The 22,801-nt window shown below is 68.8% G+C and carries 32 protein-coding genes, 1 pseudogene and 3 CRISPR repeat arrays; of the genes and pseudogenes, 16 read left to right on the forward strand and 17 right to left on the reverse strand.

Features of this window, described 5'->3' with window-relative positions; all coding sequences use genetic code 11:
- The first annotated feature begins 51 nt into the window (after window positions 1-51).
- The 3 genes from LX83_RS30705 to LX83_RS30715 all read left to right on the forward strand — a co-directional run bounded on the left by LX83_RS30705 (window position 52) and on the right by LX83_RS30715 (window position 3,502).
- Complete coding sequence (locus LX83_RS30705; protein WP_253777712.1) at window positions 52-513, forward strand: hypothetical protein; 462 nt, start codon at window positions 52-54, stop codon at window positions 511-513.
- Between the two features lie 151 nt (window positions 514-664).
- Window positions 665-1,675, forward strand: coding sequence for an NADP-dependent oxidoreductase (locus tag LX83_RS30710; RefSeq protein WP_253777714.1), 1,011 nt, complete (start codon window positions 665-667; stop codon window positions 1,673-1,675).
- A 144-nt stretch (window positions 1,676-1,819) separates the two neighbouring features.
- Window positions 1,820-3,502: a glycerol-3-phosphate dehydrogenase/oxidase gene (locus tag LX83_RS30715; RefSeq protein WP_253777716.1), complete on the forward strand. Its 1,683-nt coding sequence runs from the start codon at window positions 1,820-1,822 to the stop codon at window positions 3,500-3,502.
- 78 nt (window positions 3,503-3,580) lie between these two features.
- On the opposite strand, the gene LX83_RS30720 is transcribed toward LX83_RS30715, so the two are convergent.
- Window positions 3,581-4,609 carry an NAD-dependent epimerase/dehydratase family protein gene (locus LX83_RS30720; protein WP_253777718.1) on the reverse strand — a complete coding sequence of 343 codons (1,029 nt, stop codon included), beginning with the start codon at window positions 4,607-4,609 and terminating at the stop codon, window positions 3,581-3,583.
- A gap of 56 nt (window positions 4,610-4,665) precedes the next feature.
- Here LX83_RS30720 and LX83_RS30725 point away from each other — a divergent pair, with 56 nt between their 5' ends.
- The gene (locus LX83_RS30725) at window positions 4,666-5,142 is read left to right on the forward strand and encodes a MarR family winged helix-turn-helix transcriptional regulator (protein ID WP_253777720.1); all 477 of its coding nucleotides are present in this window, start codon (window positions 4,666-4,668) and stop codon (window positions 5,140-5,142) included.
- 74 nt (window positions 5,143-5,216) lie between these two features.
- On the opposite strand, the gene LX83_RS30730 is transcribed toward LX83_RS30725, so the two are convergent.
- From LX83_RS30730 to LX83_RS30750, 6 genes are all read right to left on the reverse strand, one after another.
- Window positions 5,217-5,417, reverse strand: coding sequence for a hypothetical protein (locus LX83_RS30730; protein ID WP_253777722.1), 201 nt, complete (start codon window positions 5,415-5,417; stop codon window positions 5,217-5,219).
- Window positions 5,405-5,632: a hypothetical protein gene (locus LX83_RS30735; RefSeq protein ID WP_253777724.1), complete on the reverse strand. Its 228-nt coding sequence runs from the start codon at window positions 5,630-5,632 to the stop codon at window positions 5,405-5,407. Before LX83_RS30735 ends, LX83_RS30730 begins: the two co-directional genes overlap by 13 nt.
- Complete coding sequence (locus LX83_RS38805) at window positions 5,629-5,901, reverse strand: zinc finger protein (protein WP_407649698.1); 273 nt, start codon at window positions 5,899-5,901, stop codon at window positions 5,629-5,631. The genes LX83_RS30735 and LX83_RS38805 overlap by 4 nt, the downstream gene beginning before the upstream one ends.
- A 212-nt stretch (window positions 5,902-6,113) precedes the next feature.
- Window positions 6,114-6,563 carry a hypothetical protein gene (locus tag LX83_RS30740; protein ID WP_253777726.1) on the reverse strand — a complete coding sequence of 150 codons (450 nt, stop codon included), beginning with the start codon at window positions 6,561-6,563 and terminating at the stop codon, window positions 6,114-6,116.
- Window positions 6,560-6,808 (reverse strand): hypothetical protein, encoded by a 249-nt coding sequence (locus LX83_RS30745; protein WP_253777728.1) that lies wholly within the window; start codon window positions 6,806-6,808, stop codon window positions 6,560-6,562. Before LX83_RS30745 ends, LX83_RS30740 begins: the two co-directional genes overlap by 4 nt.
- Entirely contained in the window at window positions 6,805-7,149 is a 345-nt protein-coding gene (locus tag LX83_RS30750) for a hypothetical protein (protein ID WP_253777730.1), read from the reverse strand. Before LX83_RS30750 ends, LX83_RS30745 begins: the two co-directional genes overlap by 4 nt.
- Before the next feature lie 265 nt (window positions 7,150-7,414).
- Here LX83_RS30750 and LX83_RS30755 point away from each other — a divergent pair, with 265 nt between their 5' ends.
- The 3 genes from LX83_RS30755 (at window position 7,415) to LX83_RS30765 (ending at window position 9,258) form a co-directional block, all read left to right on the forward strand.
- Window positions 7,415-8,260, forward strand: a complete 846-nt coding sequence (locus LX83_RS30755; RefSeq protein ID WP_253777732.1) for a DUF5753 domain-containing protein — start codon at window positions 7,415-7,417, stop codon at window positions 8,258-8,260.
- 4 nt (window positions 8,261-8,264) lie between these two features.
- A complete protein-coding gene (locus tag LX83_RS30760; protein ID WP_407649699.1) occupies window positions 8,265-8,468 on the forward strand; it encodes a DUF397 domain-containing protein in 204 nt (67 codons plus the stop codon).
- Window positions 8,469-9,006: 538 nt separating this feature from the next.
- The gene (locus LX83_RS30765) at window positions 9,007-9,258 is read left to right on the forward strand and encodes a DUF397 domain-containing protein (protein WP_308204081.1); all 252 of its coding nucleotides are present in this window, start codon (window positions 9,007-9,009) and stop codon (window positions 9,256-9,258) included.
- A gap of 132 nt (window positions 9,259-9,390) precedes the next feature.
- Here LX83_RS30765 and LX83_RS30770 read toward each other — a convergent pair whose 3' ends face one another.
- Window positions 9,391-9,558 (reverse strand): hypothetical protein, encoded by a 168-nt coding sequence (locus tag LX83_RS30770; RefSeq protein ID WP_253777734.1) that lies wholly within the window; start codon window positions 9,556-9,558, stop codon window positions 9,391-9,393.
- A 27-nt stretch (window positions 9,559-9,585) separates the two neighbouring features.
- Window positions 9,586-9,915 (reverse strand): hypothetical protein, encoded by a 330-nt coding sequence (locus tag LX83_RS30775; RefSeq protein ID WP_253777737.1) that lies wholly within the window; start codon window positions 9,913-9,915, stop codon window positions 9,586-9,588.
- 354 nt (window positions 9,916-10,269) lie between these two features.
- On the opposite strand from LX83_RS30775, the gene LX83_RS30780 reads away from it, so the two are divergent.
- Complete coding sequence (locus LX83_RS30780) at window positions 10,270-10,893, forward strand: hypothetical protein (RefSeq protein WP_253777739.1); 624 nt, start codon at window positions 10,270-10,272, stop codon at window positions 10,891-10,893.
- Here the strand turns inward: LX83_RS30780 and LX83_RS30785 are convergent.
- On the reverse strand, window positions 10,890-11,219 hold the full coding sequence (locus LX83_RS30785) for a hypothetical protein (protein WP_253777742.1): 330 nt from the start codon (window positions 11,217-11,219) through the stop codon (window positions 10,890-10,892). The genes LX83_RS30780 and LX83_RS30785 overlap by 4 nt on opposite strands.
- Window positions 11,216-11,542, reverse strand: coding sequence for an ADP-ribosyltransferase (locus LX83_RS30790; RefSeq protein WP_308204083.1), 327 nt, complete (start codon window positions 11,540-11,542; stop codon window positions 11,216-11,218). Before LX83_RS30790 ends, LX83_RS30785 begins: the two co-directional genes overlap by 4 nt.
- On the opposite strand from LX83_RS30790, the gene LX83_RS30795 reads away from it, so the two are divergent.
- Window positions 11,526-11,864 carry a hypothetical protein gene (locus LX83_RS30795; protein WP_253777745.1) on the forward strand — a complete coding sequence of 113 codons (339 nt, stop codon included), beginning with the start codon at window positions 11,526-11,528 and terminating at the stop codon, window positions 11,862-11,864. The genes LX83_RS30790 and LX83_RS30795 overlap by 17 nt on opposite strands.
- Before the next feature lie 34 nt (window positions 11,865-11,898).
- Complete coding sequence (locus tag LX83_RS30800) at window positions 11,899-12,198, forward strand: hypothetical protein (protein WP_253777747.1); 300 nt, start codon at window positions 11,899-11,901, stop codon at window positions 12,196-12,198.
- 157 nt (window positions 12,199-12,355) lie between these two features.
- Here the strand turns inward: LX83_RS30800 and LX83_RS30805 are convergent, their stop codons facing one another.
- From LX83_RS30805 to LX83_RS30820, 4 genes are read right to left on the reverse strand one after another with little or no spacing between them, the layout of a single operon-like run.
- Window positions 12,356-12,535, reverse strand: a complete 180-nt coding sequence (locus tag LX83_RS30805) for a hypothetical protein (protein ID WP_253777749.1) — start codon at window positions 12,533-12,535, stop codon at window positions 12,356-12,358.
- A 26-nt stretch (window positions 12,536-12,561) separates the two neighbouring features.
- On the reverse strand, window positions 12,562-12,981 hold the full coding sequence (locus LX83_RS30810; protein WP_253777751.1) for a hypothetical protein: 420 nt from the start codon (window positions 12,979-12,981) through the stop codon (window positions 12,562-12,564).
- A gap of 11 nt (window positions 12,982-12,992) precedes the next feature.
- Window positions 12,993-13,646, reverse strand: coding sequence for a hypothetical protein (locus tag LX83_RS30815; RefSeq protein WP_253777753.1), 654 nt, complete (start codon window positions 13,644-13,646; stop codon window positions 12,993-12,995).
- Window positions 13,647-13,662: 16 nt separating this feature from the next.
- Window positions 13,663-13,974 (reverse strand): hypothetical protein, encoded by a 312-nt coding sequence (locus LX83_RS30820; RefSeq protein ID WP_253777756.1) that lies wholly within the window; start codon window positions 13,972-13,974, stop codon window positions 13,663-13,665.
- Window positions 13,975-13,982: 8 nt separating this feature from the next.
- A CRISPR array of direct repeats spans window positions 13,983-14,384; the repeat unit is 37 nt; unit sequence GTTGCGATCCCTTGCGGGCCGATGAGGTGATTGCCGC.
- A gap of 147 nt (window positions 14,385-14,531) precedes the next feature.
- Here LX83_RS30820 and LX83_RS38915 point away from each other — a divergent pair.
- The 6 genes and pseudogenes from LX83_RS38915 to LX83_RS30850 all read left to right on the forward strand — a co-directional run.
- Window positions 14,532-14,789, forward strand: a pseudogene (locus LX83_RS38915) (DUF397 domain-containing protein); the annotation flags it as partial.
- Window positions 14,790-14,926: 137 nt separating this feature from the next.
- Window positions 14,927-15,254: a CRISPR direct-repeat array (repeat unit 37 nt).
- 478 nt (window positions 15,255-15,732) lie between these two features.
- Entirely contained in the window at window positions 15,733-17,151 is a 1,419-nt protein-coding gene (locus LX83_RS30830) for an MFS transporter (RefSeq protein WP_253777760.1), read from the forward strand.
- Window positions 17,152-17,212: 61 nt separating this feature from the next.
- Window positions 17,213-17,620: direct repeats of the CRISPR family, unit length 38 nt; unit sequence GTTGCGATCCCTTGCGGGGCGATGAGGTGGTGGCCGCC.
- Between the two features lie 260 nt (window positions 17,621-17,880).
- Window positions 17,881-18,156 (forward strand): helix-turn-helix transcriptional regulator, encoded by a 276-nt coding sequence (locus LX83_RS30835; RefSeq protein WP_253777763.1) that lies wholly within the window; start codon window positions 17,881-17,883, stop codon window positions 18,154-18,156.
- Complete coding sequence (locus tag LX83_RS30840; RefSeq protein ID WP_253777765.1) at window positions 18,153-18,749, forward strand: hypothetical protein; 597 nt, start codon at window positions 18,153-18,155, stop codon at window positions 18,747-18,749. Before LX83_RS30835 ends, LX83_RS30840 begins: the two co-directional genes overlap by 4 nt.
- Window positions 18,742-19,662, forward strand: coding sequence for an ABC transporter ATP-binding protein (locus LX83_RS30845; protein WP_253777768.1), 921 nt, complete (start codon window positions 18,742-18,744; stop codon window positions 19,660-19,662). The genes LX83_RS30840 and LX83_RS30845 overlap by 8 nt, the downstream gene beginning before the upstream one ends.
- On the forward strand, window positions 19,659-20,861 hold the full coding sequence (locus tag LX83_RS30850; RefSeq protein WP_253777770.1) for an ABC transporter permease: 1,203 nt from the start codon (window positions 19,659-19,661) through the stop codon (window positions 20,859-20,861). The genes LX83_RS30845 and LX83_RS30850 overlap by 4 nt, the downstream gene beginning before the upstream one ends.
- Window positions 20,862-20,981: 120 nt before the next feature.
- Here LX83_RS30850 and LX83_RS30855 read toward each other — a convergent pair whose 3' ends face one another.
- Window positions 20,982-21,797, reverse strand: a complete 816-nt coding sequence (locus tag LX83_RS30855) for an ABC transporter permease (protein ID WP_253777772.1) — start codon at window positions 21,795-21,797, stop codon at window positions 20,982-20,984.
- Entirely contained in the window at window positions 21,794-22,756 is a 963-nt protein-coding gene (locus LX83_RS30860; RefSeq protein ID WP_253777774.1) for an ATP-binding cassette domain-containing protein, read from the reverse strand. The genes LX83_RS30855 and LX83_RS30860 overlap by 4 nt, the downstream gene beginning before the upstream one ends.
- Between the last annotated feature and the right edge of the window lie 45 nt (window positions 22,757-22,801).

A 22,801-nucleotide genomic window follows, 5' to 3' on the forward strand; every position in this document is an offset into this window, starting at 1 on the left:
AGCACGGGGCGTGCGGACGCGGTTCGTGGCGGCGGCGGAGACGGAGGGTCGATGAGCACCGACAGCACCGGCAGCGCTGGTAGCGGTGACAGCGCTGGTAGCGGCGGCAGCGGCGAGGTCGTCGCGGACGCGGGCGAGTGGCCGAGGCAGCAGCCGGTGTCCGCGGTGGAGCGGTACAAGGAGATCACCGGGCTGGCCACCGAGGCGGTGGAGCGGATGCGCCAGCAGGACCGGGAGCGCGCCGCCGAACTGGAGCGCGAGCTGGTGGAGTCGCAGGGCTGGATGGCCCAGATCGCCGAGCAGGAGCGGGTGGTGCAGCTGGGGGCGCGGCTGCACTGGGAGGCCGCGGTCAAGGCGCTGTGGAACGAGCGGTGGCTGGAGATGACCCCGATGCCGACGCCGAACCGGTCCGTGCCCGAGCACGACCAGCTGCACTTCGACGCCGAGGTCGAGCGCACGTTCCAGAACCTGGAGGCGGCGTTGCAGCGGCGGGGCCTGCTGCGCCGCAAGTAGGCAGACGGTCACAGCTCGTGGCGCATCCCTGACGCTCAGTCGCCGACCAGCGGGAACAAGGGGTCCGGTGCACGCTGTTGTACGAGCCAGGTGCCAGAATACGGCACGTTGTAGTCTCGTATATCAGCCCGGAGCATTGGAGGACACCCCGATGAGTTCCCCGTCCACCGGCCTCGAAATCCGGCTCGCCTCCCGGCCCAAGGGGTGGCCGACCGAGGACAACTTCGAGTTCGCCGAGGTGCCCGTGCCCGAGCCGGCCCAGGGCCAGGTGCTGGTGCGGAACCTGTACATGAGCGTGGACCCGGCCATGCGCGGCCGGATGAACGACGTCAAGTCCTACGTGCTCCCCTTCCAGCTCGGCCACGCGCTGGAGGGCGGCGCCGTCGGCGAGGTGGTCAAGTCCACTGTGGACTGGCTGCGCCCCGGGGACACCGTGCTGCACTCGCTGGGCTGGCGCGAGTACGCCGTGGTGGACGGCAGGCACGCGGCCAAGGTGGACGGTCAGGCTGCCCCGCTGAGCACCTACCTCGGCGTGCTGGGCATGCCCGGGCTGACCGCCTACGCCGGCCTGATCGAGGTCGCCGAGTTCAAGGAGGGCGACGCGGTCTTCGTGTCCGGCGCGGCCGGCGCGGTCGGCTCGATGGTCGGCCAGATCGCCAAGCTGCGCGGCGCCTCCCTGGTGGTGGGCAGCGCCGGCTCGGCCGAGAAGGTCCGCTACGTCACCGAGGAACTCGGCTTCGACGCGGCGTTCAACTACAAGGACGGGCCCGTCTACGAGCAGCTCAAGAAGCTCACGCCGAACGGCATCGACGTGTACTTCGACAACGTCGGCGGTGAGCACCTGGAGGCCGCCATCAGCCGGCTCAACCTGCACGGCCGGATCACCGTGTGCGGGATGATCTCCCAGTACAACGAGGCCGAGCCGCCGCCGGGACCGCGCAACCTGGCCAACTTCATCAAGAACCGGCTGACCATGCGCGGCATGCTGGTGCTGGACCACGCCCACCTCAAGGACCAGTTCTTCCAGGAGGTCGGCGGCTGGATCAGGGAGGGCAAGCTGAAGTACCACGAGACCGTGGTGGAGGGCCTGCGCAACGCGCCGGACGCGTTCCTGGGCATGCTGCGCGGCGAGAACATCGGCAAGATGCTGGTCAAGCTGTAGGCATCGCCACAGCTCGTGGTGTGGTCGGTGGGCGGCACCGGATGCGGCCCTAGGCTCGTGACCATGTCCGGGTACCGCCACACCGACTCGACCAGCCGAGGTCGGCGACCGTGGCTCCCGTCCCATGCCGCCGAGGAGAGCCCCATGACCACTCCGCTGCCCGCCGGTTCGCTGCGCGCCACCTCGTTGAACGCGGCGCGCCGGAGGACGGAGTTGGCCGCGGTCGCCGACGGTGCCGTGCTGGACGTGCTGGTGGTGGGCGGCGGCGTGGTCGGGGCCGGGGTGGCGCTGGACGCCGCGTCCCGTGGCCTGTCCGTGTGCCTGGTCGAGGCCAGGGACATCGGGTTCGGCACCTCGCGGTGGTCCGGCAACGTGGTGCACGGCGGGTTGCGGCACCTGATCAACGGTGATTTCGCGCTGGCCCGGCTCAACGCGGTGGAGCGCAACGTGCTGATGACCAGGACCGCGCCGCACCTGGTGCACGCGCTGCCCACGCTCTACCCGCAGTACCAGGTCAAACTCGGCCGCAGCGGCCCGACCCCGGCCGAGGTGGCGGTCGCGGCCGGGCTGCGCGCCGAGGACGCGCTGCGTCGGCTGGCCCGCACACCCGCGGCGGTGCTGCCCCCGCCACGGCACGTGCCCACGGCCGAGGCGCTGGCGCTGGTGCCCGGCCTGCGCGCCACCGAGTTGCGCGGCGGCACCCTCTCCTTCGCCGGCCAGCTCGTCGACGACGCCCGGCTGGTGTGCGCGCTGGCCAGGACCGCGGCCGGGTTCGGCGCGCGGGTGCTCACCCGGGTGCGCGCCACCCGCCTGCACGGCGACGGCGCCGACGTGGTGGACGAGCTGACCGGCAGCGCGTTCTCGGTGCGGGCGCACGCGGTGGTCAACGCCACCGGCGTGTGGGCCAACGAGTTGCAGGAGTCGGTGCGGCTGCGCCACTGGCTGGGCACCTACCTGGTGCTGGACGCCGAGGTGGTCGGCCTGGCCGGCACCGCGCTGGCCACCACGGCGGTCGTGGCCAAGCGGCCCAAGCTGGTGTCGCTGACCCCGCAGCAGGACGGCCTGGTGTACCTGGGCATGGCCGACCAGTCCGTGGACTACCGCGACCGCCCGGTGCCCGAGACCCCGGAGCCACCACAGTCCGATGTGGACTTCCTGCTGGACGTGGGTTCGTCCATGTTGGACCGTCGACTGCGGCGCGAGCACGTGCTCCGCGCGTTCGCCGGGATCGGCGCCCGGCTGGACACCCCCACCAGGGCCCCGGACGGCGGCTGGCCGGGCCGGCAGGCGGCCAGCCGCGCGGCCGAGTGGTTCGGCACCCAGGTGGGCGGCCGGGTGAGCAGCCGCGCGGGCGGCCGCGGCCACCGCGTGGTGACCGGGCCGGACGGGGTGGTCACCGTGCTCGGCGGCGAGCTGACCACCTACCGGCGGATGGCCGAGGACGCGGTGGACACCGCCATCGAGGCGCGCCAGCTGGCCGCCGGTCCGTCGCGCACCACGGACATCCCGCTGGTGGGCGCCGGCCACCAGAGCCAACTGTCCACTGTGGATGCTCCGGCGCGCCTGGTGGCCCGCTACGGCATGGAGGCCGGCCGGATCGCCGCACTGGCCGAACTGGACCCGGACATGGCCGACCCGGTCGGCGGGCGCGGCGGGATCACCGCGGCCGAGGTGGTCTGGGCGGTGCGCCACGAGGGCGCGCTCAGCGCCGAGGACGTGCTGGACCGGCGCACCCGGATCGGCCTGGTGGCCGCCGACCGCGCCGAGGCCGAACCCGAGGTGGCCGAACTGGTGGCCAAGTCGCTGGACGGCCTGCTGGCCACCTGAGCCCGGACCCGGGTCCGGTTGGTCCGGTGTGCTGCCTGGGTGCTGTCCTCGGTCGACACCGGAGCGCGGCGTCGACGGCTACCGGCTGAGTGCGTTGTTGGCGATGAGCGCGGTGGCGGTGTCGATGATGGTCTGCTCGGTGGGGCGCGGAAGCCAGCCGAGCTGGGTGCGGGCCTTGCCGCTGTCGACGAGTCTTGTCCGGCCCAACTCGGCGCGCAGCATCGCCATCCGCGGGTTCAGGCGGGCGAGGAGCTTGACGATGAGGTCGGGCATGGTGCGCGTGGGCACCCTGGCGGCTTCGTCCGGGAGCTTCTCGCGCAGGACCCGGGCGATGTCTCGGTACCACCAGAAGTCGCCCGACCCGAGGAAGCGCTGACCTGCGGCGGCTGGGCTGGTCATGGCGAGTATGTGCAGTTCGGCGATGTCACGGACGTCGACGATGTTCCACCCGACGTTCGGCACGGCGGGGATCTCCCGGGTGAGCAGGCGGCGGATGACCTCGATCGTTCCCGGTCTGATCGACGCGCCGAGCATGGGGCCCTGCATGAACGTCGGCAGGACGGCGGTCAGTTCGAGCCCGGTCGCGGCGGCGAGATCCCACGCGTCGCGCTCGGCGAGGATCTTGGAGTCGGGGTACGCGCGATGCGGGGTGCCGGCGGGCGCGGTCCACACCGCTTCAGTCGCGGCCGTGGCCGAGTCGCCGGTGTCGGCCGTGACGCCCGAGGAGGTCAACACGGCGCGCTTCACCCCGGCGCGGGCGGCGGCGCCCAGGACGCGACGGGTGCCCTCGCGGGCGGTGGTGATGAGGTCCCCGTCGGAGCTGAAGGGCGTCGGCGACGCGGTGTGCAGCACGTAGTCGACACCCGTGACCGCCTGGTCCCAGCCGTCGTCGCGAAGGAGGTCAACGGCCGCGAACTCGACGGCCCCGGCCGCCGGCCCACCTGCCTGCTCGCCCACGGCGGCGCGCACCTGCTCCGCCTTGTCGAGGCCGCGCACGGTGGTGCGCACCCGGTAGCCGCGCTGGAGCAGGCCCGAGATCACCCAACCGGCCAGGTAACCCGTTCCACCCGTGACGAGCACTGTCTCGCCGGCATGTTCGTCGCTCATTTACTCCACCACATTCATTGAGTTTCTCATTGATATGAGGAGCGTATCATCGCTTCGTGACCGTTGACCGTGACGTGGACGCCCTGGCGACGCACCGCGCGGACGTCGAGCGGAAGGCCGAGATCGTCCGTGTTCTCGTGGAGGTGGGAAACGCGGCGGACGCGGTCGTGGCCCAAGTCCTCGGCGAGTTCGGCGTGCCGGCCTCCGTGGCCGGCGCGCTGTGGGCACTCGCTCCGGGAACCGAGCCGCCGACGATGCGGGAGGTGGCGGCCCGGCTGCGCTGCGACCCCTCCACGGTCAGCCTCGTCGCCGACAAACTCCAGGCCACCGGACTCGTCGCCCGCCAGCCCCACCCCGCCGACGGCCGCAAGCGCACCCTGGCCCTGACCGAACGCGGACACGAACTCTGGGCTGCGCTCCGAACCCGCCTGCACGCCTCCGGCCTCTTCACCGGCCTCGACGCGGAGGAACAGGGCACCCTGCTCACACTGCTCAGGAAAATGCGACCGCCGCAGAGCCCGTACTCAGGATGAACCCACCGCGTTCTCGTGGTGGGTGACGGATCGGCTGCGCCGCCACCACCACCGCGGGTGGCGCAGGCGCTTCCTCAGCACGTGGCGCCCCGCAGGGGCAGGACGATGGTGGCGCACTCGTCGTAGTCCTCGTCCGCGACCTCCGCCGGCCAGTCCAGCCGCAGCCGACGCCCCTCGGCCCGCATGCGCGCGAGCAGGCGGGACACGGTCACCCCGGCGGCGCCGAGCGAGTCGCACCGGTGCCGCCCGCCGTCCACCCCGTTCACAGCCGCCACTGCGCGTCCTCCGCCTGCGTGGCGACGAAAACCCAGCAACTGGTGCAGGGCAGGCCACGAAGCGCGACCTCGACGGAGTCGTCGACGCCGAGGGTGGCACCGCACACCGCCCCGATCAGCCCGTGCCCGTCCCCGGCGGCGTGCTCGGGAGCCACCGCGTGCAGCAGGCTGTCCACGTCCCACCGCCGCCACAGGTAGTCCGCGGTCCGCGTCATCGCTGGACCTGCTGCCGCGACTCGGTCTGCCGCTGGCCGGGCACCCGGTACTGGTGCTCCACACAGGACACATGCGTGTAGTCGCGTGCCCGCTCGTAGCAAACCGAACACGTTGCCCACAGCCATTCCTGTTTGGACGGTTCACCGTGAGACCGGGTCACCGGGTGGCAGCACAACGTTTCCCCGCTCTCACCAGGCTGGAGTTCCCCGGGAATCGCGTGCCGACCACCGTCCACCGGCCACCAACGAAACGTGCGCCGCACGGTCATGGCCGCCCCCAGGTCATCGGCAACAACCGGACAGGTGCGGTGCTGGTGGGGCCGGGCGGCGCCGGCTGCTGCCGGTGCAACGCCCGATCCCCAGGACCCGTGCCCGCGCACGCGGCGGCGACCACGAGAACCAACGCCAACACCAGGGCCACGCGAAGCAGCAGATCACTGGGCACGGCGGCCACCCCCGAACCCGTCACCCTCACCTGGGTTCACCGCCAGGCCCCCATGTCCGGCACCAGCCCCCGCTCCGCGGCCTCCGTCAGGCACCGCCCGCACAACGGCCGGATCGGGAACGGCGTGATTCGGTTGGCCAGCACCGTGTAGTCACAGCCCAACGCCTGATACGTGGTGCGGGTGTGGTCGTTGACCACGGCGGCGGCGAACGCGTGACTGAAGTCGTTGCGGTGCCCGGTGGCCGGCCCGCTCCACCACACCACCCGCCCCTCCGCCACCAGCGGTCGAGGCGGTGGACCCGCCACCACCACGCACCGCGGACACACCTCCGCCGGCCGGTCAACACACACCTGATCGGTCAACCCCGTGCCGCACGCGGTCGAATACACCACGTTCGGCGCGACCGTGTCGGTGGGGATGGCGTGGGCGTAGCGGTCGATCAGCGAGGCCCGCCACGTCCACGGCATGCTCGGTGGCTCGGTCATCGCCCACGCCCCCACACCAGCGGGGCCGGCGGCCGGGACACGATGTGCCAGTGCTGGTCCTGGCCGCCGTGGCCGGCGCTGTGGCCGAGCGGGCAGATCACCACGGTCAACCCGCGTCCGCGCAGGGCGGCCCAGCGTCGCCACCACCGCCCCCGACGTGTGGCCAACAGCCGGTCCAACGCGCACACCGCCCGCGCGTAGTCGGGATAGCTGGGACGCCCGCACCTGCCACGACCCGGTTTCATGCCGCCTCCTGTCCGAAGTGGACGCTGACTGCGCGGTGGTGGCGGTGGGGCAGACCGACCACCACCTCCCGGCCAGGACCCGGGGCGGTGACCCCGACCAGGGTTCGACGCCGCGCCGCGCGAGGCAGGGCAAGGCCCACCGGGCGCGGCTGCTCGCGTGTGGGGTGGTCGTCCAACGGAAACGCCGTGATCAGGTGCAGCCACAAACCACCCAGCGACAGCAGCCCGGCCAGACCCAACACGAGAAACACGACCAGTTCCGTTGGCACATCCACCACCACTTCTGTCGGTAGCGGCAGCGAGACGGGAGCACGCTGCGACCGCCAGCCGCGCTCGACCACCCCACTGCCCGCCCGGCCCATCTGGGACCGAGAGAGCTTGGGGAACGGCGGGCCAGCGACTTCACCGGACCTGACCCGCCACTCCTGTCGTCGGTGGCGGTGGCCGCCGGAGCCTTCGCACGACGGATGTTCCGGGTGCTGTGGCCTCCATCACCGACAGGCCAGAAGTTACACCAGAATTTCTGGTGGAAGTTCCGTCCGATCGAGTGATTCAGCCGAATGGAGGGTGGGTGCATGCGCCGGGCTGCTGGTGCAGACTGCCCGCATGACAGACGACAAGGACCCTGGTCCCGCCGTCCAGCGGGTGATCCTCGGGGCACTGATCCGGGACGCGCGAGAGCTGGCCGGTCTGTCTCCCACCGTCGCCACCAAGGCGCTGAAGTGGTACTCGGGCAAGCTCTCCAAGGTGGAAGCTGGCGACGTTCGGCTTCAGGACAAGGATCTTGCTACAGCCATCCGCGTCTTCAAGATTCCGGATGATCAAGCCGAGAGCCTCTACCGCTTGGCTGCTGAAGCGCGTCGAACGCTACCGCCGTCACGCGTGCCTGAATGGGCGGCGAAATACGTAGCCTTGGAGAGGTCTGCCTCCAGCGTGGCGATGTACTACGGAGACTTCTTCCCTGGCACGGTGCAGACTCGCGACTACGCGCAAGCCTTTCTGGCCGCATCGATAACAGTGTCCGCGGCTGAAGTTGACCGCATGGCGGATCAACGCGCCAGCAGGTCAGCGCAGGTTAAGGAACTGCCTGATCGGCACGTGCGGCTCGTTGTTGGCGAGGAAGCCCTGTACCGAGAAATCGGTGGACGCGATGTGCTGCGCGAGCAATTGGAGCTGATATACGAGCTGGCCTCACTGCCTCATGTCACGATCCAAGTAATCCCGTTCAGCGCAGGGGCACACGCGTCGCACGGTGTGTCATTCACAATCCTCAACTTCACCGAGCACCGACTTGGCATCGTCTACAACGAGGGCTTGACGGGTTCCGACTACCTCAGCCGCGAGCACACGCGGATCTACTCACTGGCGTTCAACTCCCTCTGCTCGGCTGCCGCGACACCAGAGACCACAATGGAGCTGGTAGCACGACGGATAGCTGACCTAGGAGCGTGACTCAGTGATCACCGATGGCCCCGCAGCCGCACGATGGCGGAAGTCATCGCGCAGCGCGGGTGCTCAAAACTGTGTTGAGATCGCCATCCTGGGCGATCGGGCTGCGGTGCGTGACAGCAAGAAGCCGGACCACGGGGCACTAGTGCTGGGTGCCGAATGCTGGGCTGGCTTCCTGACCGCAGTCAAGGCCGGTCGGCTCGACGGCTGACCACTGCAAGCAGATGCCCCGCCCAGGACCATCTGGGCGGGGCATCGTCGTCTCCGGCGGACTACTCGGCCAACTTACTGGACCGCCTGATCCCTTGCGGGCCGACGAGATGGTGGCTGCTCCGGAACTCCGGCGGTTGGCGGCTTTGCGTATCGAGTTGCGATCCCTTGCGGGCCGATGAGGTGGTTGCCGCACCGGCTCACGGCCCGGTCGCCGTTGGACGACACGTTGCGATCCCTTTCGGGCCGATGAGGTGGTTGCCGCTCCCCCATCGTCTCGCCGGTCAGCTACTCACAGTGTTGCGATCCCTTTCGGGCCGATGAGGTGGTTGCCGCCGGGCCCGGTCCCGGCGCGCGATCTCCGTCTGGAGCCGTTGCGATCCCTTTCGGGCCGATGAGGTGGTTGCCGCCCTGGATGATCAGCGGAAACAACCTGATCGCCCTGCCACCGATGGGCAATGTTCTCAGAAGCTGGGACGACACGCCACACCCTGCTTCGGAACCTCCCGGTGTGTCGCCCGACGCTTGGGGTTCCGAGGTTGACGACGCTGGACCAAGTGGCCAACGAACGGACACAAACAACCAACGGGAGGTACGGGATGAACCCGGACCTGAACCACGAACTCAGGTGGAAGAACGCTTCCAACCACAACGGAAGCTGCGTCGAGCTGGCGCACACGATGACGGCCGTCCGCGACTCGAAGAACCCCGACGGCCCAGTCCTGACCTTCGGACACGCCGAGCTGACCCGGTTCCTGGCTGCGGTGAAGGCCGGCCACCTCGACGGCTGACCACTAACAAGTAGATGCCCCGCCCAGGACCATCTGGGCGGGGCATCGTCGCCTTAAGCGGACTACTCGGCCAACTGCCTCGACTGTCTGATCCCTTGTGGACCGACGAGGTGGTGGCCGCGGGCAACGGGATCACCAGGTGGAGAGTTCCCACCGATGGTCGCGATCCCTTGCGGGCCGATGAGGTGATTGCCGCGGGCGGACACCGTGGCGGCTCAACGGCGCCTGATCGAGTTGCGATCCCTTGCGGGCCGATGAGGTGATTGCCGCCAGCTTGGCGTCGGCGAGGGTGATTGCCACGGTGGGAACTCCTTACGTCAGTGGTGGTCAGGTGCCGTAGCTGGCCCGCACCGCGTCAGCGAGCGACTTGGGCCGGCCGGACGGCGGGGGACCGTTGGTGATGTGTGCGCCGGATCGGGCCGGGGTGGTACCGGCGCGGTAGCGCGGGTTGTCCTCGACGGCCTTCTTGATCGCCTCGCCAAGCTTGCTGGTGAAGTCGGAGGCGGCCGGGTCGAGCGCCTGCACGCGGGCACGGAACGACGTGCTGTCGAGCAGGGCGTCGGGGTCGGCCTGGTGCTTGGCGGCGGCTCGGTAGACGGCCAGGTCGAGCATGGCGTCGCGGGCGCGCTGCTGCTCGGTGGCGAGCTGCTGCGCCAACTGGTCAGACTCCGGGGCGGCTTCCGGGGCGGCCTCGTTGAGGCTGGTCGTCTGCCGCGTGCCTTGAGCACGCAGCAGGTCAAGCAGCTGCTGCGCCCACGGCGGTGGTTCTACGTCATCGCTGGCGCTGGTCGTTTGCCTGTCTTGCTGGGTACGCGGTGGTACGCCAGTGCCACTGGTGGTCGGCTGGTTGCTGGCGTTCACCCCGCTGATAGGGGCGTTGTCCTGCTCTTGGTCTTGGGAGCTGTCGGCGGATGGGGATGGGTTCAACATGGAGTCCTCCTGGATCTCCGGGATAGCCCGCTCTTGGTGTAAGTCAAGTAACGATTTTTGCTCTGATTGCGAAGAACGAGTGTGGGAGCAGAAGTGTGGTCCGCGATCATTGCTGGCGTCGCCCTGGTCGTCGCTATTTTCTCTGTTTTCTTTGCGGCGGCGCAGAGCAGGGCAGCAAAAGAACAGGCTCAAGCCGCCCGGGGGCAATTAGAGCTAGCGGATAAGGCCAGGCGTGAGTCCCTGGAGCCCTATGTCGTTGTTGACTTTGAGGTGCCGAAGGAAAATCCTTGGATCATCCATATGATCATTGAAAATATTGGGAGCACGCCGGCTCGTGACGTGAAAATCGACTTCGAGCCAACTCCTTACACAACGATGGATAGTGAAACGTGGCGGTTTTCTGACATCAAAATCCTCAAGGAGGGTATAAAATTCTTCCCCCCTGGGCGGAGAATCGAAATTCTCTTTGATAATGGACGCGAGGCGATCGAGCGAAAATTGGAACATCGCTATCGGGTGACGGTAAACCTAAATGGCCCATTTGGAAAGGTTGAGCCGCAGGTCTATGATTTGGATGCTCGCCTGCTCGACGATGTGCTTTTTGTCTCGTCGAGGCGGACAGTTCATCATGTGGCTGAAGCTCTTCAAAGTATCGATAAGAACTTTAAGTCATTTCTACGTCGACAGCGCCAGATCGACACTTAGACGTCGACCGGGGCGCCGAGGTGGTACAGGGGCGCGTACAGCGCCGGATCGAGCACCCGGCTCGATGGGTCGCCGCGGTGGTAGGCCGCGGCTAGCACCCGCCACACGTACGCGCCGGCCCGCGCACCTGCCGGGGTGGCGGCGTCCGGTAACCAGCCGGCGGCCCGGCCGCCGTCGGCCCATACCCACCCCAGCCGCTCACCGGCCCGGGTGGACAGTGGTGCGCGGCGGGCCGGGCCGCCGGCTGGTGCCGGGTCATACGTTGCGGCCGTGGCCACCAGGCGTGGCGCGAGGTTGTCGGTGAACCGCTTGGTGTTGCTGGTCACTGGTAGCCCTCCCATGCGTCCCCGTAGGGGTCTGGTGTCCAGTCTGGCCCCGGGGACCAACTGTCGGGCACGATCTCGGCCTCGATGAACCACCGGTCACCCTGGCCGGGCACCGCGTGTTGGTAGACGGCGTGCACCACATACCGCGAGTTTCGGCGGATCAGGAACTCGCGCTCGGACGTGCCGTACTGCGAGATGTGCATGGCGTTCATGGCCTGGTACCCCTCGGGCACCCGGAACATGAGGTAAATCTGTCCCTGAAACGCCGCCTTCTTGCCGACGGACGTGGACAGGTACCCGGGCTCGGTGACTATTGTTACCAGATTCCAAGATCAGAATGGCGAGTACGTTCCACTGCGCGTTGGGCAGCATGATTATCCGCAATACCCGAATGATCACGATGATGGCTTCGGGGTTCGTCACATTCAAGATGGGCACAACGAGGTGGATACGGACAGTATCGCTTCGACAATGATATTAGGCGAGTGTATTTACCAGTCCGGTAACGATACCCACTACTGTGCTTATCCCAGTATCAATAATCCGCTCTACGCAGTGGTCTATACGCTGCGGGAGGACTGGCACTCTGGGGATGGCGAGCCGGTTGGTATTATCACTGCATATCCTGTCTCCACGCTGTTGTAGCCACGACTGGTAGCGGTAGGGGTATCCTGATTGCGTGCAGCAGAACGAATACGCGCAACGGGTAGCTGATGTGGCACTATCGGGACTACGGGAATCGTTTGATTTGCTTAAGTTGGGGAAGATGGTGTCCCATGTCTTGAGCGAGGACGAAAACGGCTGGTGGTTGACTGTTACTTTCGAAAGCAGTCGCCATCAGGGTGAGTTGGTGAAATATCGCGGCAGTCTTTGCGGGGTTGATCATCCGCAAATGGAAGCGAATACCAAAGGTGTAGTGTACGCAAGTTCGCTCATTGAACGGTTGCGCACAGGGCGACTCACGCCGAACAGCAAGTAATCTGGCTCTTTTTAGGTTACCTGCGTTAGGGTTTGAGCCTTTGACCTCGCTGCTTGACGGCTGCTTTGAAGACGCCAGGATCCCCCGGACCGTATCGGTTCGGGGGATCCTGGGCATACGGGATCGGCCGGAAGCGTTTCACAGGTGGCGATCTTCGTCAAGTCGTGCGGCGTTTGGCCAGGTAGCGGGCGATCTCGACCAGGTCGTAGCCGGGGCCGGGGCTGAGGTGGCCACGGAAGCGCCACAGCCGCAACGCGGCCGGCGTCACGGCGTGGCCGGACTGCTTCAGCGCCGTGACCGCGTCACTGGCCGACACCCTGCCGACGGGCAAGGGCATGTGTCCTCCGTGGTCTTGCGCTGTGGTCACAGCGACTCGGCGACGCCCTGCGCCCACGCCCGCGCCAGGCCGCGTACCTGCGCTGGGCCCTCCGCGTACGCGGTCGCATACCGCACCCGGCGGCCGGTGACCTGCTGCTCCAGAGTGCTGGCCTCGTGGTCCACACGCACCCCGACCTGTACAGGCTCTGGCTCCCCGGGTACCCACACCTGGGCCGCGCCGTCCAGCCTGTACGGCTCGCCAACGTTCGGCTGGCCGGGCCGTACCACCACGTCGCAAGCCCACGTGGTCAGCACGCGGTGCCCGCTGCCCGGGGCCAGCATCCGCACCGGCTGCACGTCGTGCCCCGGGCCCAGCTCGGTCGCGACGCGCTCAGCCTCGGCGCGGTGATTCTCGGCGAACACCGCCACCGGCTCATCCGGCACATCGCCGGGGTTGCGCCTCATCACGATCCACATCACGCGTTCACGTCCTCTCGTTCGCTGATCAGCGCCAGTTCCAGCCAGTTGTACGTCCGGTCGCAGACGTTGCACCGCCCGCCCGGAACCCGTTGCCCTGCCTCGGCTCCTGGGATCGAGCCGGGGATCACCAGGCCGTCACAGCCCGGGGCGAGGCAGGCACCGGCGACCGGGGGCGGCTGGTCACCGGCCAGCCGCCGGCACTGGGCGTGCAGCGCGCGGATGTCCTCGGCGACGTAGACCACCCACCGATGCATCCGGCATGCCTCGATCTTGGCCAGCAGGTAGCCGGCCTCCGCCGTCACGTCGGGCCGGCTGACGCGAACCTCGCCGAACTGCTGGGCGACGTAGCGGGCGATGCCGGCGAGCGTGCCGGGCACCGACCAGGGGGCGTCTTCGTCGTCGTCCGGCCCCAGGACATCGGTCACCGACCGGCGGTCGAGGGCGGCGACGACGTCCAGGCGGACGGGTGGGGTCGAGGTGTGGCCGGGGGAGCGGCGGCCGACGTCGCGGCGCATCGGGCCGGGGGCGGCGGCCATGACGGCGGCGTAGACCTCGATGCCGCGCAACTGGTGGCGCATACGGCCGGCGCACGGGCCGCACGCGTAGCGGTGGCCGGCGTCGTGGCGCTCGCAGACGATGCAGGTGGTCACGGGGGGGGGCTCCGGTTCAGCGGGTTTCGACGGTCAGCCACAGCCGGCGTTCGCCGGGTCCACTGTGGATGATCGGGGCGAGCTTGGTCATGTGGTCGGGGGTGTCGTCGGGGACCAGGTCGAGGCCGACCCAGTCCCGGCGGGGGCCGCGGGCGAGTGCGTCGGCCGCGGCCTTGAGGGTGGGCCAGAGGTTGTCGGCGTCGCGGCGGCGGTTGTCGCCGGGCGCGTAGTGCAGGCACACGGTCAGGTGCCGGCAACGGGGGATGCCTGCACGTTGGGCGGCGAGCGTGACGTCGCGGCGGATCAGCGCGACGCGGTCGGCCCGCACGCGCCAGTGTTGCGATCCCTTGCGGGCCGATGAGGTGATTGCCGCCGCGCGCCATCAGTGAGGTGGCGCGGGACGCGGCCGTTGCGATCCCTTGCGGGCCGATGAGGTGATTGCCGCGTTGCGGTCGGTGGCCCGCGCCACCAGCCAGCTCAGGTTGCGATCCCTTGCGGGCCGATGAGGTGATTGCCGCTGTGCTGGCGCACGTCCAGCAACCGATGACGCGCGCCGTTGCGATCCCTTGCGGGCCGATGAGGTGATTGCCGCAACTCGCCCGTGTTCGACATGCCGGCCTCGTCGACCACGTTGCGATCCCTTGCGGGCCGATGAGGTGATTGCCGCGAGCGAGTGGGACAAGTCCGGGCCCGCCCGCCGGTTGCGATCCCTTGCGGGCCGATGAGGTGATTGCCGCCCTGGATGATCAGCGGAAACGGTCCGATCACCCTGGTACCGAGGGGCCATGTTCCCAGAAGCTGGGACGACACGCCATACCCAGCTTCGGAACCTCCCGGCGTGTCGCCCGACGCTTGGGGTTCCGAACCAAAGCACGCACCCTCGCAATGAGGCCACCCGCCTGTCTCCCTCCCCGACAAGGCAGCTCCCACCAGAGACCACAGTGGATTTGGCAGCACGACGAACAACCAATCCAGGAGCGTGACCCAGTGATCATCGATGACCCCACGACCACACGATGGCGGAAGTCATCGCGCAGCGCGGGCGCTAACAACTGCGTCGAGATCGCCATACTGGGCGATCAGGCTGCGGTGCGTGACAGCAAGAAGCCGGACCACGGGGCACTAGTGCTGGGTGCCGAATGCTGGGCTGGCTGGATGCAACAACCGCAGTCAAGGCCGGCCGGCTCGACGGCTGACCACCGACAAGCAGAAGCCCCGCCCAGGACCCTCTGGGCGGGGCATCGTCGTCTCCGGCGGACTACCCAGCCAACTGCCTGGCCTACCTGATCCCTTGCGGGCCGATGAGGTGGTGGCCGCCGGTGACCTCATGGACTTTCCGCAGCCGTCCCGATGGTTGCGATCCCTTGCGGGCCGATGAGGTGGTGGCCGCCTACGCCCGGATCAAGTCCAGGGGCATCAGCACCAAGTTGCGATCCCTTGCGGGCCGATGAGGTGGTGGCCGCCGCGACGCAGCCGAGGTCACCAGCAGACAACTGCGCGTTGCGATCCCTTGCGGGCCGATGAGGTGGTGGCCGCTCGTTTATCTCCCGGGCGCAGGCGGCTTCGAACTCGTTGCGATCCCTTGCGGGCCGATGAGGTGGTGGCCGCCCTGGGTGGTCAGGGGAAACAGGCTGATCACCCTCGCGGCGATGAGCCATGTTCTCAGAAGCTGGGACGACACGCCATACCCAGCTTCGGAACCTCCCGGCGTGTCGCCCGACGCTCGGGGTTCCGAACCTCGGCACGCATCCTGGGCAGTGAGGCTCGACCGTGTGATGCTGACTTGGCCGTTCCACCAGCGACACAGCCCCATGCCTCGCGAACCAGCCAGCGGGCAAGCGAGCGCGAGGCACCTGAGCTTGTGCACGAACAAAGGCGTTGCCTCGGTCGTTTGCCGCTCAGTACTGTCCCGGCCGGTGGCGACCGTGGAGGCTCCCAAATGGACGGTTCGACGTGCGGGCACGGGCGACGTGGCTGGACTTGCGCAGCTTGTGCGACGAGCTGTGTCCGTTGTTGATGAACCCGATGTGACCAAACGACCCCACGGGTGAAAAGCGCATCCATGTCCACGATCCCCGCAGCCCGCATGAGTGGACGAGCCTGGGCCCTGCTGCTCGTCCTGTGCGGGACGATCTTCCTTGAGGGCAGCGACGTCGCCATGTTGGCCGTTGCCGTCCCCACCATCCGTGCCGATCTTGGCCTGACCACCAGCGCTGCGGCGTGGGTGATGAGTGGCTACGTGCTCGGCTACGCCGGTTTCACCCTGCTCGGTGGCCGTGCCGCCGATCTGCTGGGCCGGCGACGGATGTTCCTCACCTGGCTGGGCGTCTTCCTGGTCTTCTCCACGCTGGGCGGCTTCGCGATCGACGGCTGGATGCTGGTCGTGGCCCGGTTCGTCACGGGCGTGGCGGCGGCCTTCATGACCCCCGCCGCCATGTCGATCATCACGACCTCGTATCCGGAGGGGCCGCAGCGCAACAAGGCTCTGCTGGTCTTCGCCGGCGTTGGTGCCGGCGGCTTCTCGCTGGGCCTCGTCATCGGCGGGCTGCTGACCGAACTCGGCTGGCGCTGGGTGTTCTTCGCCCCGGCGTTCTTCGCCGGTGCCATCCTGTTCGCCGCACTCAGGCTGCTGCCGACCGAGGCCCGCCCCGCGCCCGCCCAACGCGGCTACGACCTGGCCGGCGCGGCCAGCGCCGCCGGGGCGATGTTGCTGTTCGCCTACGGCATCGTCCGGCTTGAGCACGGTGGCGAAGGGCTCGGGCTGACCCTCGGCGCGTTCGCCGCCGGACTGGCGCTGGTGGCGGCGTTCGTGGTGATCGAACGGCGTGCCAAAGCGCCGCTCATCCGGCTGGGGATCTTCCGCAAGGCCACGATGGTGCGGGCCGATATCAGCGCGCTGCTCTTCCTGGGCGCGTTCTTCGGCTTCCAGTTCATCGTCACGCTCTACCTGCAGGAGTTGCGCGGCTGGTCGTCCCTGCAGACCGCGATCGCGCTGATCGTCATGGGCTGTGACGCCGTGCTGGCACCCACCCTCACCCCGCGCCTGGTGAACCGCTACGGCAACCGGCGGGTGATCTTCGGCGGCTTCCTGCTGGCGATCGCGGCCTACGGGCTCTTCCTGCCGGTCACGATGGACTGGTCGTACGCGGCGATGTTCCCGAGCCTGATCATCTCGGGCACCGCCTTCGCCCTCTCCTACGGCCCGCTCACCATCGCCGCGACCGACAGCGTGGCCGAGGATGAGCAGGGCTTGGCCAGCGGACTGCTGTACACGTTCACCCAGTTCGGTTCGGCGGTCGGGATCTCCGCGGTGACCGCCGTGTACGGAATCGCCGCGTCCGGCACCGATGGCTCACCAGGTGCGGTGCTGGACGCCTACCGCACCGCGCTGGTCGTCCCGGTGGTCATGGTGCTGTTGGGAGCGGCCGTCTCCGCCTTCGGCCTGCGCCAACTGCCCCGCTCCGGCTGCCCCGGCGGAAAGCCAAGCGGCCCACCCAAGCTGTGACAACCGGCCCCAGTCCTGGGTCTGCCCAGCGGTCGGCCCTCGCCAAGGTGTGTGGCGGCGAGTTGCGATCCCATGCGGGGCGATGAGGTGGCGGCCGCGCCTGCGCCTGAGCGCAACGCCGGCGAGCACACCATGTTGTTGCGATCCCTTGCGGGCCGATGAGGTGGTGGCCGCCATCCAACCCTGGATGCCCATCTCTGACACCACGCCGTTGCGATCCCTTGCGGGGCGATGAGGTGGTGGCCGCGGCGTCACCGTGACGACCAAACATCGAGACATCAACCGTTGCGATCCCTTGCGGGGCGATGAGGTGGTGGCCGCCACCGAGGACCGGACGCTGGTCCCGCACATCCCGGCGTTGCGATCCCTTGCGGGGCGATGAGGTGGTGGCCGCCGAGACGTGGACGATGGCAGCGTCCACAATGGGCGCGGTTGCGATCCCTTGCGGGGCGATGAGGTGGTGGCCGCCCTGACTGGTCAGGGGAAACGCTCTGACCATCCGCCACCGAGGGGCAATGTTCTCAGAAGCTGGGACGACACGCCACACCCGACTTCGGAACCTCCCGGCGTGTCGCCCGACGCTCGGGGTTCCGAACCCGCGCTCGCCGTTCCGCCGACCGGGGACCGGACGTCGGCGGGACGGGCCGGCAGGCGGTGACGCGGCCAACTCAACCAACAGCGTGCAGTGTTTGCTTGCCATGCCGTTGGGTTTTTGCAACACTTCGTGCCATGAGTCCAGTACGGCGCGGGAAGGACCTGCCGATCTACAACCGGCTTCAGGTCCTGCGTGTCGAGCGGGGCCTGACCAGAGCGGCACTGGCCGAGGCGGTCGAGGTCAATCCCCAGACCATTGGGGCGCTGGAGCGTGGTGACCACTACCCCAGCCTTGACCTGGCCTTTCGCCTCTGTGAGGTGTTTGGGCTGCCGGTGGAGGCGGTGTTCAGCCGCCACCCGTTCACGCCGTTGTCCACTCAGGTCTACGGCCAGCAGGGAGAAGGGAAGTGACCGGCATGAAGGCGGGCCGGATCAACACCGCCTACGAGTGGTGGCTGCGCGTGTGCGCCGAACGGCGTGCCCGCAACGAACGGCTGTGGCCGAGCTGGCGCAACCAGCGCCGCCGACGGCTGCTGGTGCGCGCCTGGGCCGCATGCGTCCTGATCGCGCTCGCCTTCGTGTACGTCGGCCTGTCCTCGGTCGTCGCGGTGTTCGCCTGGCTCGCCGTCGAACTCGTGGTGCTCTTCCTGTACAGCGCGTTGAAGGTGCTCACCCGGCAGGTCACCGACGTGCCGAGGCGGCTGGCCGACGAGCGCGAGCTGGCCCTGCGCAACCGCTACGCCTACACCGGCTACCTCACCGGCTCGTGGTGCCTGGTGGTGATGATGGCCGCGCTGCTGCCCGGCGTGGCCAGCGACGGCGCGCACGGGCTGGACGCGAACCAGCTCTACTGCCTGGCGCTGGGCCTGCTGCTGCTCACCACCGGGGTGCCCACCGCGCAGCTGGCCTGGACGATGCCCGACGACGACCCCGAGGACCTGGCTGACCCCGAGGACCTGAAGGTCCTGACGCAAGCAGATCAAGGAGGACAACCCCGTGGCTGAGGGGGTGTTGGAGATCGACCGGATCTCCAAGCGCTACGGCAGCACCGTCGCGTTACAGGACATGGCGTTCACCGTGCGGGCCGGCGAGCTGTTCGGCTTCGTCGGCAGCAACGGCGCCGGCAAGACAACGACCATGCGCATCGTGCTCGGTGTGCTGGCCGCCGACTCCGGCGAGGTGCGCTGGGGCGGCCAGCCGGTCGGCTTCGAGACCCGCCGCCGGATCGGCTACATGCCCGAGGAGCGCGGCCTCTACCCGAAGATGAAGGTCCTCGATCAGCTGGTCTACCTGGCCGAACTGCACGGCATGCCGGCCAACCAGGCACTGCGCAGCGCCGAGACCTGGGTGGCCCGGCTGGGCCTGCGCGACCGGCGCGACGACGAGGTGCAGAAGCTCAGCCTGGGCAACCAGCAGCGGGTCCAGCTGGCCGCCGCCCTGGTGCACGAGCCCGAGGTGCTGGTGCTGGACGAGCCGTTCTCCGGGCTGGACCCGGTGGCCGTGGACGTGATGAGCGAGGTGCTGCGCGAGCAGGCCGCCGCCGGCGTTCCCGTGGTGTTCTCCAGCCACCAGTTGGATCTCGTGGAGCGGCTGTGCCACCGGATCGGTATTGTCCGAAATGGACAAATGGTTGCCTGCGGCACAGTGGACGATCTGCGCACCGGCGGTGGGACCCGCCTGGTCGTCGACGTCCCCAACGCGAGGCCCGGCTGGACCGACGGCCTGCCCGGGGTGACGGTGGTGTCCGTCGACGGCACGCGCAGCGTCCTGGAGTTGGCCGCCGGCGGGGACGACCAGGCCGTGCTCAACGCCGCCCTGGCCACCGGCCCGGTGCGTGAGTTCAGCCGGCACCAGCCCTCGCTCACCGAACTGTTCCGCAACGTGGTGACCCAAGAGAGCGGAGACAAGGCCGTATGAGCACCACCACCCCCCCTGGCCTGAACCCCTACCGCGCCGTGCTGCTGGTCGGCCGCCGCGAGTTCGTCTCCCGGGTGCGCACCAGATCCTTTGTCATCGGCACCATCGTGATCATCGCGATGATCGCCGGCTACGTGCTGTTGCAGACCTTCCTGTTCAGCCAGAACAACAAGGACCGGGTCGGCTTCACCGGCCAGGCCACCGTGCTCGGCCAGCCGCTCAAGCAGACCGCCGAGACCCTGGGCAAGCAGGTCGAGATCCAGGACGTGACCAGCCTGGACCAGGGCGAGACCCTGGTGCGCGACGGCGAGCTGGACGCGCTGGTGTCCGGCGCGCCCGACGCGCTGCGGGTCACCGTCAAGGACGACCTCGACGAGCCGTTGCGCGCCGCGCTCAACGCGATCGTGCAGCAGCAGGTGCTGGACGCGCAGCTGGCCGAGGCCGGGCTGGACCCCAGGCAGGTCCGGCAGAACATGGCCGACGTCAAGGTCGAGGTGAACTCGCTGGAGCCGGCCGACCCGCAGCGCGGCGAGCGGCTGGCCGTCGGCCTGATGATCGCCTTCCTGCTGTACTTCTCGCTGGCCGGGTTCGGCACGATGGTGGCGCAGGGCGTGGTCGAGGAGAAGGCGAGCCGGGTGGTCGAGGTGCTGCTCGCCACGGTCCGGCCCTGGCAGCTGCTGACCGGCAAGATCCTCGGCATCGGCGCGGTCGGGCTGGTGCAGATCCTGATCATCGGCGCGGCCGGGGCCGGCCTGGCCAGCGCCACCGACGTGCTGACCGTGCCGAGCATGGCGTTCAGCGCGGTGGCCGCCGGCGTGCTGTGGTACCTGCTGGGTTTCCTGCTCTACGCCACGGTGTTCGCGGCCAGCGGGTCACTGGTGTCCCGGCAGGAGGACACCCAGTCGGTGGTCAGCCCCACCCTGATGGTGATCATGATCGCCTTCGTGGCCGGGTTCAGCCTGCTGGCCCAGGACCCGACCAGTTCGACCGTGGCGGTGATGTCGCTGATCCCGCCGTTCGCCCCGATCCTGATGCCGTCCCGGATGGTGCTCGGCGTGGCGCCCGCCTGGCAGGTGGGGCTGTCCGTGGTGTTGGCGCTGGCCGCGATCGGCGTGCTGATCTGGCTGGGCGGGCGGATCTACGCCAACGCGGTGCTGCGCACCGGCGCCCGGGTGAAGCTGCGCGACGCCCTGCGCTGACCCCGGTCCGGCCCGCGGCGCTGGCCCGGCGGAGGTCACCCCTCCGACGGGCCGGGTCGCCGGGGTGTCCGGGGAACGTGGTTCACCCGGCTGGTCCACGGTGCGGCGGGGTGTCCTCGGTCAGTTCCGCGCCGTCGGGCGCTCGCGGTTGTAGAGCTTCCTGGCCCACAGGTAGCTGCCGAGGGCGATGACGGCGCACCAACCGATGGCGAGCACCGCGCTGTCGCCGGTCGGGGTGCCGCCCGTCAGCAGCCCGCGCAGGGTCTCGATGAACGGTGTGAACGGCTGGTAGTCGGCGAACCACCGCAGCCAGGTCGGCATCGAGTCGGTGGGGACGAGTCCGCTGCCGATCATCGGGAGGACCATCAGCGGCATCGGCAGGTTGCTCGCGGTGGCCACGGTCTTGGCCAGCATGGCCAGTGCGACGCACAACCACGTCACCGCGAAGGTGATCAGCACGAGAACACCGGCCACGGCGAGCCAGTCGCCGAGATCGGCGGTCGGCTCGAATCCCACCAGCAGCGCGACCCCGGTGACCACGGTGATGCTGAACATGGTCTGGATCAGGCTGCCCAACACATGGCCGGTGAGCACCGAGATCCTGGCGATGGCCATCGTGCGGAACCGCGCGACGATGCCCTCGGTCATGTCCAGCGCGACGGAGATCGCCGTGCCCTGGGCCGCGGTGGCCACCGTCATCAGGATGATCCCGGGCACCACGTAGTTCACGTAGGCGGCGCGGCCGGCCAGCGGACCGCCGAGACCGAGGCCGAGTGCGCCGCCGAGGACGTAGACGAACAGCAGCAGGAAGATCACCGGGACACCGGCGGCGGTCAGGATGAGCGTCGGGTAGCGCACCACGTGCCGCAACTGGCGGCGCAGCATGGTCGCCGAGTCGGCGAACGCGGTGGAGATCCGGCTGGAAGCGGTGGTCATCGGGCTTGCTCCTGTTCGGTGACCGGGTTGCCCGTCAGGGCGAAGAAGACGTCGTCGAGATCCGGGGCGCGAACCTGGAGTTCGTCCACGGTGAGCTGAGCGCGGTCGAGCCGGTCCAGCAGCTCGCGCACCGAGCGGACGTCCCCCTGGCTGGCGATGCGCAGTGTGCGGGCCTCGTCGTCGCGGGACACCACGTCCAGCGTCCTGGCCGCGTGGTGGTAGCCGCGCGCGTCGGCGAACCGCAGGGTGATGTGCCCACCGCCGACCTGCCGCTTCAGTTCGGCCGCGGTGCCCTGCGCGACCAGCCTGCCCCGGTGCAACACCGCGATCCGGTTCGCGAGCTGGTCGGCCTCCTCCAGGTACTGGGTGGTGAGGAAGATGGTGACCCCGTCGTTGGCCACCAACTCGCGGATGATCTCCCACATGGTCCGCCTGCTGCGCGGGTCCAGTCCGGTGGTCGGCTCGTCGAGGAAGATCACCCGGGGCCGGCCGACCAGCGTCATGGCCAGGTCCAGGCGGCGGCGCATGCCACCGGAATACGTGGCCGCGGGGTTCCTGGCCGCCCCGACCAGATCGAACCGCCGCAGCAGTTCCGCGACGCGTCGCCGCCGTTGTGGGCGTGGCAGCCGAAGCAGGTCGGCCATCAGCAGCAGGTTCTCCTCGCCGGTGAGGAAGTTGTCCACCGCCGAGAACTGCCCGGTGACGCCGATCGCGGCCCGGACCGCGTCCGGTTCCCGGACCACGTCGTGGCCGGCGACCCGCATTTCTCCGGCGTCGGCGCGGATGAGCGTGGACAGGATCTGCACCAGGGTGGTCTTGCCGGCGCCGTTCGGCCCGAGCAACGCGAAGACCGATCCCGTGGGGATGTCGAGGTCGATGCCGTCCAGCACGACGTGATCGCCGTACGCCTTGCGTACCGCGGTCACCGCGAGCGCGGATCGACCGGAAGTGACGGTCATGAGGATTTCGCTTCCGTGGAGGGGTTGTGGAGTCGCGCGCCAGAT

Origin of the sequence: Goodfellowiella coeruleoviolacea, assembly GCF_024171785.1 — a bacterium.
Classification (GTDB): domain Bacteria; phylum Actinomycetota; class Actinomycetes; order Mycobacteriales; family Pseudonocardiaceae; genus Goodfellowiella; species Goodfellowiella coeruleoviolacea.

Bases quoted from the DNA above. Each gene is read 5' to 3' on its own strand.
- LX83_RS30705 (WP_253777712.1), top strand. From the start codon at position 52: ATGAGCACCGACAGCACCGGCAGCGCTGGTAGCGGTGACAGCGCTGGT.
- LX83_RS30710 (WP_253777714.1), top strand. From the start codon at position 665: ATGAGTTCCCCGTCCACCGGCCTCGAAATCCGGCTCGCCTCCCGGCCC.
- LX83_RS30715 (WP_253777716.1), top strand. From the start codon at position 1,820: ATGACCACTCCGCTGCCCGCCGGTTCGCTGCGCGCCACCTCGTTGAAC.
- LX83_RS30720 (WP_253777718.1), bottom strand. From the start codon at position 4,609: ATGAGCGACGAACATGCCGGCGAGACAGTGCTCGTCACGGGTGGAACG.
- LX83_RS30735 (WP_253777724.1), bottom strand. From the start codon at position 5,632: ATGACGCGGACCGCGGACTACCTGTGGCGGCGGTGGGACGTGGACAGC.
- LX83_RS38805 (WP_407649698.1), bottom strand. From the start codon at position 5,901: ATGACCGTGCGGCGCACGTTTCGTTGGTGGCCGGTGGACGGTGGTCGG.
- LX83_RS30740 (WP_253777726.1), bottom strand. From the start codon at position 6,563: ATGACCGAGCCACCGAGCATGCCGTGGACGTGGCGGGCCTCGCTGATC.
- LX83_RS30745 (WP_253777728.1), bottom strand. From the start codon at position 6,808: ATGAAACCGGGTCGTGGCAGGTGCGGGCGTCCCAGCTATCCCGACTAC.
- LX83_RS30755 (WP_253777732.1), top strand. From the start codon at position 7,415: ATGACAGACGACAAGGACCCTGGTCCCGCCGTCCAGCGGGTGATCCTC.
- LX83_RS30805 (WP_253777749.1), bottom strand. From the start codon at position 12,535: ATGCCCTTGCCCGTCGGCAGGGTGTCGGCCAGTGACGCGGTCACGGCG.
- LX83_RS30810 (WP_253777751.1), bottom strand. From the start codon at position 12,981: ATGAGGCGCAACCCCGGCGATGTGCCGGATGAGCCGGTGGCGGTGTTC.
- LX83_RS30830 (WP_253777760.1), top strand. From the start codon at position 15,733: ATGAGTGGACGAGCCTGGGCCCTGCTGCTCGTCCTGTGCGGGACGATC.
- LX83_RS30835 (WP_253777763.1), top strand. From the start codon at position 17,881: ATGAGTCCAGTACGGCGCGGGAAGGACCTGCCGATCTACAACCGGCTT.
- LX83_RS30850 (WP_253777770.1), top strand. From the start codon at position 19,659: ATGAGCACCACCACCCCCCCTGGCCTGAACCCCTACCGCGCCGTGCTG.
- LX83_RS30855 (WP_253777772.1), bottom strand. From the start codon at position 21,797: ATGACCACCGCTTCCAGCCGGATCTCCACCGCGTTCGCCGACTCGGCG.
- LX83_RS30860 (WP_253777774.1), bottom strand. From the start codon at position 22,756: ATGACCGTCACTTCCGGTCGATCCGCGCTCGCGGTGACCGCGGTACGC.